1 protein-coding gene is annotated in these 2,134 nt (G+C 36.6%); it reads left to right on the forward strand.

Going from position 1 to position 2,134, the window contains the following annotated elements; genetic code table 11:
• Positions 1-2,134, forward strand: a 2,134-nt coding sequence (locus tag AC1DPQ_RS25855; RefSeq protein WP_477611322.1) for a hypothetical protein, incomplete at both ends; no start/stop codon positions are given.

A 2,134-nucleotide genomic window follows, 5' to 3' on the forward strand; every position in this document is an offset into this window, starting at 1 on the left:
CTATAAACCTGGGCGTTGATGTTATACCCATTTTTCTAACGCCGATACCCATTCCCCATTTTCCAATTAATAGTAATAACGAATATAAACTATTCAGATCAGCATGTGCGGTAAAAGTTATTCAAACCAATGGGTTAATTAAAAATGTGGTTAAAAAAGAAAATGGTTCTTCTATTTCGGTAGAAAATGTAGCCTATGATGGAGTAACGGGAGAAGCGCTACTAACTAAAACGCAGAATGAATTTAATAAAGATTATTACTCGCTTAATTTACCTGCTTATTGGGCTTACCGTAAAATGGGAGGAGCCTATCAAAATCAAGGGATGGTGCTTAAAAATGTTTCCTTAAACAGCCTATACGAAATTAATGACGCTTACTGGAGCTTACTTACCCAAGGAGATGAGTTAGTTAATATTGCATCTGGAGTGCATTACTGGGTAGTTGATAATCGATCTTTAATTGTCAATAGTTCTCCCAGTCATCCTGAGTATTTGGATCTTCCATTATTAGAACCAACCAAATTATTGATTGATCAAAGAGGAAAAGTATTAAAGTCTATAACCGGAACCGACGATGCCAAAAAATTCAAGGTAGTACACTCTGGCTATAGAAACCTTCTATCGGCCGGAACCGAGAGCATTGTATCGGTAAATAATCCGATAAAAAATAATAAACTAAATATTAATGGCGATTTAAGCCAGATGAAGGTATTATCTGCATCGCTTACCACTTATGATGATGAATGGCCAGTTGATGCCTTAGGGCAGGTAACAGACCGTATTGAGAATACCTCTTCTACTTTCAACTTCAGAATTGCTGGATATAACTCTGAGCATGGTCGTTCGGGATCCCGCTTTTATAATCCATGCGATGCTGAAGGTAACTTTTTTAATGCTCCATGTGGAAATCCAGATTATTATAATTTCAGCAATGATTATTTAAACTCCAGATTAATAAATATTGGAATATGGCCGGATACAAGTATTCCTGCAAGCGTAGCTGAACCCTTAGGCTTTACCTCGACATTTGATGCTCCGGTTAGTAAATATTATTTCATTGGGTTTGCAGGTGATGATAGAATTAAAATTACAATTGATAATAATGTATTACAACCCACTGTAAATTCCCCTGAAACTTTTGAATATTGGACTATTGTTCCTGTTTATCTCGCTGCGGGAACACATAAAATTGAAGTTGAAGGATATAATATTTCTAATGCATACAACAACTGGCCGAATAATCCAGGAAGTATTGGTGTGGAAATTTACCGGGATGACATACAAAATGTTCTATCTGCCTCAAGCGTTAATGTACCTGCAACCATATTTTCAACATCTTCTCTCGCATATAATTATGATATACAAAGTTTTAGGACCATTAATGGTCTTAAAACATGGCATTTTACTTATGAAACGTTTTACAATCCTTTTGTACAGGGAATAAAAGGTAACTGGCGGCCAAATACACAAAAAGTATATCAGGAGAACAGGGCTTACGACAATATTTTCACTTTGGGTAAGAAAGGAATGAATACAGCCAATGCTGGTTATATTAAGACTTTTAGTTCGTATTGGAATTTTGGTGGGCTTTGGAATAACATAATCGGAAACCCTTCAACCACCAAATGGATCACCTCCAATATTATAACTCAATATGATAAATACGGGCAGGAACTAGAAAATAAAGATGCCTTAAACCGATATAGCGCAGCAAGTTTCGATTTTAAGGGAGAATTGCCATCGGCTGTTGCATCCAATGCCAGGAACAGAGAAATCTATGTCAATAGCTTTGAGGATCGCGGTCGCCATACTGTTGTACCTGATACCAATGTGGTTAAGGAATTTGTTTCGAAGCCCTATAATCAACCATTATACTGGTCGATTTCTAACTCGGTATCACACTCAGGGAATTACAGTTTGGCATTGTCAACAGATGGAATTGTACTTTCTACTGTAAAACACAATAAAGAGCAAAAAACAATGCCATACCTAACCCGTAACAATAATGGCGAGTTTAACCTGCTAAATAATTATGGTTTACTGCCACGTGGTTTTGAACCGGTACAGGGAAACGAATATATCTTTAACGTTTGGGTAAAAGATAACCAGCCAACAAATAAGAGTGTTAACATAAG

Source organism: Pedobacter sp. 01T416_2 (assembly GCF_056398925.1).